The sequence below is a fragment of the Pseudomonas sp. NPDC086112 genome (assembly GCF_044746425.1).
GTDB lineage: Bacteria > Pseudomonadota > Gammaproteobacteria > Pseudomonadales > Pseudomonadaceae > Aquipseudomonas.
This window is the reverse complement of record NZ_JBIVCD010000078.1, coordinates 1-6025: the sequence shown is the minus strand read 5'-3', so window position 1 is coordinate 6025 and position 6025 is coordinate 1. Positions and strand designations below refer to the sequence as shown.

Annotated in this window: 9 protein-coding genes; 6 read left to right on the top strand and 3 right to left on the bottom strand. The window is 52.0% G+C overall.

What is annotated here, in order from left to right; genetic code table 11:
- Positions 1-282, bottom strand: a 282-nt coding sequence (locus ACIPLA_RS27810; protein ID WP_401177644.1) for a hypothetical protein, incomplete at its 3' end; no start/stop codon positions are given.
- On the bottom strand, positions 279-920 hold the full coding sequence (locus ACIPLA_RS27805; protein WP_028940415.1) for a hypothetical protein: 642 nt from the start codon (positions 918-920) through the stop codon (positions 279-281). The genes ACIPLA_RS27805 and ACIPLA_RS27810, both read right to left, overlap by 4 nt.
- Positions 921-1538: 618 nt before the next feature.
- On the opposite strand from ACIPLA_RS27805, the gene ACIPLA_RS27800 reads away from it, so the two are divergent.
- The 6 genes from ACIPLA_RS27800 (at position 1539) to ACIPLA_RS27775 (ending at position 5606) form a co-directional block, all read left to right on the top strand.
- The gene (locus ACIPLA_RS27800; protein WP_218394557.1) at positions 1539-2072 is read left to right on the top strand and encodes a UDP-N-acetylglucosamine acyltransferase; all 534 of its coding nucleotides are present in this window, start codon (positions 1539-1541) and stop codon (positions 2070-2072) included.
- Between the two features lie 907 nt (positions 2073-2979).
- Positions 2980-3348, top strand: coding sequence for a DUF6124 family protein (locus tag ACIPLA_RS27795; RefSeq protein WP_401177640.1), 369 nt, complete (start codon positions 2980-2982; stop codon positions 3346-3348).
- A 206-nt stretch (positions 3349-3554) separates the two neighbouring features.
- A complete protein-coding gene (locus ACIPLA_RS27790) occupies positions 3555-4085 on the top strand; it encodes a PAAR domain-containing protein (RefSeq protein WP_401177647.1) in 531 nt (176 codons plus the stop codon).
- The gene (locus ACIPLA_RS27785; RefSeq protein WP_401177637.1) at positions 4082-4297 is read left to right on the top strand and encodes a hypothetical protein; all 216 of its coding nucleotides are present in this window, start codon (positions 4082-4084) and stop codon (positions 4295-4297) included. Before ACIPLA_RS27790 ends, ACIPLA_RS27785 begins: the two co-directional genes overlap by 4 nt.
- Before the next feature lie 15 nt (positions 4298-4312).
- Entirely contained in the window at positions 4313-4975 is a 663-nt protein-coding gene (locus ACIPLA_RS27780; RefSeq protein ID WP_401177634.1) for a glycine zipper family protein, read from the top strand.
- 358 nt (positions 4976-5333) lie between these two features.
- Positions 5334-5606 carry a hypothetical protein gene (locus tag ACIPLA_RS27775; protein ID WP_256348520.1) on the top strand — a complete coding sequence of 91 codons (273 nt, stop codon included), beginning with the start codon at positions 5334-5336 and terminating at the stop codon, positions 5604-5606.
- A 164-nt stretch (positions 5607-5770) separates the two neighbouring features.
- Here ACIPLA_RS27775 and ACIPLA_RS27770 read toward each other — a convergent pair.
- The coding region (locus tag ACIPLA_RS27770; protein ID WP_401177631.1) for a malate:quinone oxidoreductase at positions 5771-6025 on the bottom strand (255 nt) is incomplete at its 5' end.

The window sequence follows — 6025 nt, the reverse complement described above, 5'->3', positions numbered from 1 at the left end:
TTCTGTGTGGTGCAATACAAGCTGCCGACCCATGCAGGTCTCTTCAATTCCCAACTTCTTGATTTTTTGTAGGAAAAAGCGGGGATTTCTCAGGGACTGATTTATTTTGAAGGAAATATATAGGAAATATATCAGTCCCCTTTTTGCACCTTTTTGCAAGACGTTGCCCGGCAGGTTCGGTGGATCAGCGAGCTGCTGGCTTGAGGCCTTTTCAGGGGGTATACGAATGTTGCCGAGCGGTGATCCGGTAAGGTGAAAGCAGGCAAGAAGCAGAGGCTTCACTGGGCGTTGAAGAGTGGGTCCTTGGTGTGAAAGTTTCCATCTGCTGACCTGGCGCAGACCTGTGGTCGCATTGGCGTTTCTATTGTGGTATTTCCAACAGCAGTGAGTTTGCGTAGCTGAATGATGCAACCCGCTTTGAACGTGCTGATTTTGACAATCTGGAACTGCATTTCATAATCCTGCCCCGGCTCTGGCGTGAACACCACGGGTTTGGGCGAGCATGAAACCGAGCCAACCATGCCAAAGGTCGCAATGAAGGGTTGGTTGGCAGTCACGACATGCTCGTCGTAGAGTCGGGGTGATTCGTTGATCAGCTTGCTCTCCTTGCTCGCAGGCATGCCAATCACGCTGTTCTGATGGTCTGACTCCCGGAATGGATAAAGACCTGCGGAGTCGATATGGGCGGTTTTCCAACCGGACTGTTCGATGGGAAAACTCTTGAGAGACTCGTTGTAAAACTTCTCGCAAGTCTGGCCGCTGACGAATCCGCCGTGCGCGTTATCGCCTGTGATCAGACGGACACGGGCGGTGGTGGTGGGGTCAAACTTGCCAGCCTCGGCTTCATTGCGAACGTCGGTTTTACTGGTGGCGCAGCCGATGAGAGTCAAACTGATTGCCAAGGGGAGAAGTTGACGCATAAGTGTCCTTTCTTTTCTGTGAAAATTTGAGAGCTTGAACGTGAATTAGGACGAACAGAGGCGGTCCGCCTGGCGACTGAACTTATCGAAGTGCCTCAGTCGTTAACGGCTGATGATCCTGGAGGAGGGGCTCGCTCTGGCCTATAGCGGCCTGAGGTCGCAAAGGTTTAGCGATAATAAAAATGGGACAGCTGTCAGGTCGCCTTCGCGGGCAAGCCTCGCTCCTACAAAATCCATCGGCGTACACCCGCCCCTCACCACTCAACAGGCCGAGCGTTAGCTCGCCTGCAGCTCTTGATCTTGATCCACCCGCCCCTTCGGGAGGCTGAGCGCAGGTGTTCATCTGGGGTTTCCATGTGCCTCCTGTCACCGCCGCAGTGACTGGGCGAAGCAGCCCGTGGCACGTTAGGTTGTAGGTGCCTCTCGAAGGGACAGCTCCACCAGAGGCAACCTTGAGAATTTACCCTCGATCAAGGCTGTTTGAGTTTCCTGGGCAAAAAAGTGAGTCCCTTGCTAAACGGCAGATCTTGCCGCCGTTTAGCAAGGGACAAAGGCGACTTGGGCTAACGCCTACTATGCTCTTCTCGCCTCAATTCATTTCTCAGAAAGGAAACAAGGATGCGCTCAAGGATCGCCGTCAGTACATTGCTGGTCGCTTTGCTAAGCGGCTGCACATCTGTACCCCCTCTGAATTTCTCCGTTCCAAGTATTTCGCCCTCGACTCACAAAGTGGACGCGGACCTTCGTGCAGTATCCGTTTCCTTCGCTGCCCCCAATGAGCAAACAGGAAATATACCGTCCGATGGTGAAGGCATTCCCGAACTCTGGGAAAGGGCAGTAGTAGAAGCCATTAACAAGAGCTCAGTGTTCGACGACGAGTCGACAAAAAAAGTGAATCTTTTCGTCAAAATCCAGGAGCTGGATCCGCCGGCAGCAGGCGTGACCATGGTCACTGATGCTTCCGCAAAGTACCTGCTGGTAAACCGCAAAACGGGCGAAACCTTGCTCGAAGAAACGATCATCACCCAGGGCATCGTCCCTCCAGGCTACGCCTTCGCGGGTGTCGTCCGCCTCAAGGAATCAGTCAATCGCGCCGTACAGAACAATATTCGAGACTTCCTGGCGAAACTGGAAGCTCAGAAGTTGAACTAGGCGTAAAGACTAGGTGAATCGCCTTGGTAGGACGTGCTCGGTGAAACGCTGTATGACTTCGTGAGGCTACAACATCCAACGCCATTGCCTACACCCGCTACAGAATTGGCCGCCTGTTTCGCCAAGCGGTCGCCAGTATCTTGTCTCCCGTCACCGCCGCAGTGACCGGGCGGAGCAGCCCGTGGCACGTTGAGTTGCATGTGCCTCTTTTGAATGGACAGGCAGCTCCATGCCTAATGTTGATGGTGACTGTACACAGGGTGCCCTCAGGCAAGTCGGTATTGCGAAGCTCCTCCCACGACTCCATTACCTGCATACAGTTGCCATCCTTTTTCAACCCCGGCTCGTTCAAAAGGACCGACGCAGCGTTCAGCGTCCTATCCATCCGCCAGTGACCGATCCGGCATCCTCCTACCAAATCCTCGATTCAAAAAACCACGACGCCGTGCGCCCTACATGATTTTAAGCGGGCGACAGGTGCAGCCGCGCCGCAACACAACCCTAAAAATGTCAGACGCTTCCTCTTTTTTTTGAAAGCGCTCACACGTTTAACGATGCGTGTTTAAAGACACCCACTGTTACGTCCTAACGGCTACAACGCCTTGCGTCGTTGCCTACGCGTGCGCCAGAATCCGCTGGCTTGTGCGGCTGTTGGGCGGGCTATATCGTTTCCCTGTCACTGAAAAACAGTGATCGGGTTTGGTAGCCCGCCTTTAAGTAGTCGCATGGCGACACCTTATGCAGCACCTTTTTTGGGGCTCAGCTTTATATGGTGGTCATGCGTGGGGCTCCATTGTGAGCGCCGGGTTTCCTACTTAGACCGGTCTACCAACCCGCGTATGGCCGCCACCCTTCGTTTGGTAGCGAGGGTGATGGCTCTTATTTATTCTAAGTGGGAGTTTCATCTATGTTCAAAGTGACACCCAATCCACCGGAACCGGACATCGATCCGGCATCCCCGTACGAATCCCTCGACTCGAAAAAATTCCACGAAGCCGCCGAGAGTGCCCTGAATTTCTACCTCAACCCGGCAGCGATCATGAACAACACCCCACGCAAACCCAGCACCATGTACATGGTTGCGCCGGATGTCGGCCATGAAGCCTTGCTGGTTCAAACGTGTGAGAACCTGGCATCGGCCAGTGTCATGGCCAGCGACATTGCTGCATTGGTGGAGGGCACCCACCGCAATACCCTGCTGGCGCTTCAGCAGGTCATCATGCTGGCGGAACTGGCGGTGAATCGAATGCTGGATAACTTCGTTCCACCTAAGTAATCACTCAGCCCTTTACCGAGAGGCTTGCCCCTCGGTAAAGGGCTTTGATCGTTGCAACGCGGAGGGGTTCGCGAATGGGCCAAACAGGATGACGCGCTTACCGCCTAGTGCACTGGGTTCTAGAGCAAGAGCGGTTATTCGCCATGGCTGTCGGCAGATTCTTTGTGCAACAATCGTCGGCTATTCGTTTTACAAGGATGTTCAAAATGGCTGGCAAACCTGCTACCCGTTTCACGGACCCAACTAGCTGTCCGCTTCCCGGCCACGGGGTTAACCCCATCGCCGCTGGCTCCCCCGATGTTTTCTTCGACGGCTTGGCTGCTGCTCGCCAAGACGACAAAAGTGCGTGTGGCAGTCCCATTGTCGGAGAGGTCGCCTCTACCGTTCTTATCAACGGCAAACCTGCCGCAACGGTGGGCAGCATCGGAGCCCATGGCAATAACGTGGTGAGTGGCTCCGGTACGGTGATCATCGGCAACACCCACACCCCCGCAGAATTCACTCCGCCTTCACCGATGCCTCTATGGCTGCAGCCATTCAATGAGCAGTTCCGTATTCTCGGAAGCGACGGCCAACCACTCGCCCATGTTCCCTATCACATCAAAGATGAAACCGGTCAGGTTTACACCGGTTTTTCTGACGAGTCAGGACATACGCTACGAATCACTACCAAAAAACAGGAAACACTGGAAATCACAACAGGCGTTGCGGCACTTGAAAAATGGAGTGAGGCATGACCGAGTTCTCTTGTAAGGTTCCGACGAATCAGCAAGCCGGCTCGGTAAGCAATGTGTCTGGCTATCCAATGCCTGCCAACATCCATATGTTTGTTGTGGTCGAGGAAATTGGTAAAGATGGTTTTCTGGTAAGAAAGATTTATGCATCTCCGGACAACCCTCACCTGATTGCAAAGAATCTCCCAGATTTTCAAATCAAACATGAAATCTAGCCAGAAAAATTCGGCATGATCCCTGTTGACCCGAAATCACACGCCACCGTAGCCGAACATGTTTTTAGCAGCAGGAAATATCCATCCAGCTACGTATCAACCAGTTCTATCTTCCCTGATGGCTCGCCACGTTTTGAAGGAAAGGCCGTTTACATCGATGTTGCGAAAGCCAAGGCTGCAGGGGCAAAACTGGTTAGCACCGAAGAAATATTAAAGTCCTTGGAAGAATATAAAAAAGTCGCGCCTAAAAACGCGACCAAGATCGATCAAATTGCGGAATGGGTAAAAAACATCGATAAAGAGGTATTAGTTCAAGCTGACAAAATACCTCCTAAAGCAATTTTTACACCTGGCTCGTACAAAGCCACAAACGTACTCATCAAAGGTGCGAGAGTGGTCAGAGTATTTGCCATTGGCTTCACCGCATATGATTTAAAATTGGCTGCAGACGAGTCAATCAAGCAAAAGAGCATCAAACCTATTTCTATTGAGGTGGTCAAGCAGGCTGGTGGTTGGGGCGCTGCTATTGCTGGAGCAAGGATAGGTGTCGTCGCGGGTGCTGCGGTTGGCATTGAAACGGGTCCCGGAGCAATCGTTAGTGGAGCTATCGGAGGGATTATCTTCGGCACCGCAGGTTATTTGGGGGCTAGTTGGCTCACCGAATACCTACAGGACTGAGACAGATCATGAGCATCTTTAGTCGTATCAAAGCCTTTATAAAGCAGGAACCGAAAGAACAAATCGTCGGATATTCCATACCAGAACTGAAGTCGATCTTTACTAAGTCTTTATTAAGCATTGCCCCCCCCTGCCCGCCTATCCGCAAAACACGTCGTTGGAGGACATAGGCATTCCAGCCTACTACTCTCCATTTTTAATCGGCCACGAAGATACTCGTAAATTTTTGACACTGGTCGAAGACAACTTCACGTATGCGACTGAAAAATCTTTCAATGAACTACCCGTAAAGCAGTATGTAAACACCCAGAAAAATGAGCACTTGGTATTTTTCATATCTACCAGAGAATTCAATTCTGTGACTGTACGACTGGTCACCAATAGCGTTGATTTCTTGGCCATTATTGCTCGCGAGAAATTCTCCGTGCCCCCTCCATGGATTGTTTTCGAGGGATACAACCCTTCGTGGTGGGGAGGAAATATGCAAGGTGTTCAGGGCTATTACAACGATAATTACCTTGCCCCGTTTTTTACTAATTTAAGCGCAGCAGAAAGGGAAATTTATTACGCAAAATTCAACGCGACGAATGAATGGATAAAAAGCGTGGAATTGATGTACGACGTTGAATGATCGTTCACCATTCTGGGGCTTCTTCGCAGCCCAACGGGGACAAGCCCCCTCGCCACAAAAAACTCGTCATCCTTAGCATTTCGTAATCTTCAATATCGAATCCCGGACACAAAAAAGCCCACTGACCGTCACCGATCCAGTGGGCTTTGCGACTACGCTTCTACTTACAAAGCCATATCCGTCGCAGCATTAGCCTTCGGCGCCTTGGCCGGAGCAGCCGGAGCAGCAGCCGGAGCCGCCACCTGACCAATCGCCGGCGGCGGAGTCAGCTCCAGCACCTTGGAGGTGTAAGCCCACTCTTCAGCCACTTTCGCAGGGTTGCTATTCAGCTGAGTGCCATAGCTAGGCACGATCTGGTGCAGCTTTTCCTGCCAGGCTGGCGAGGCAACCTTGTCCTTGAACACTTTCTGCAGCACGGT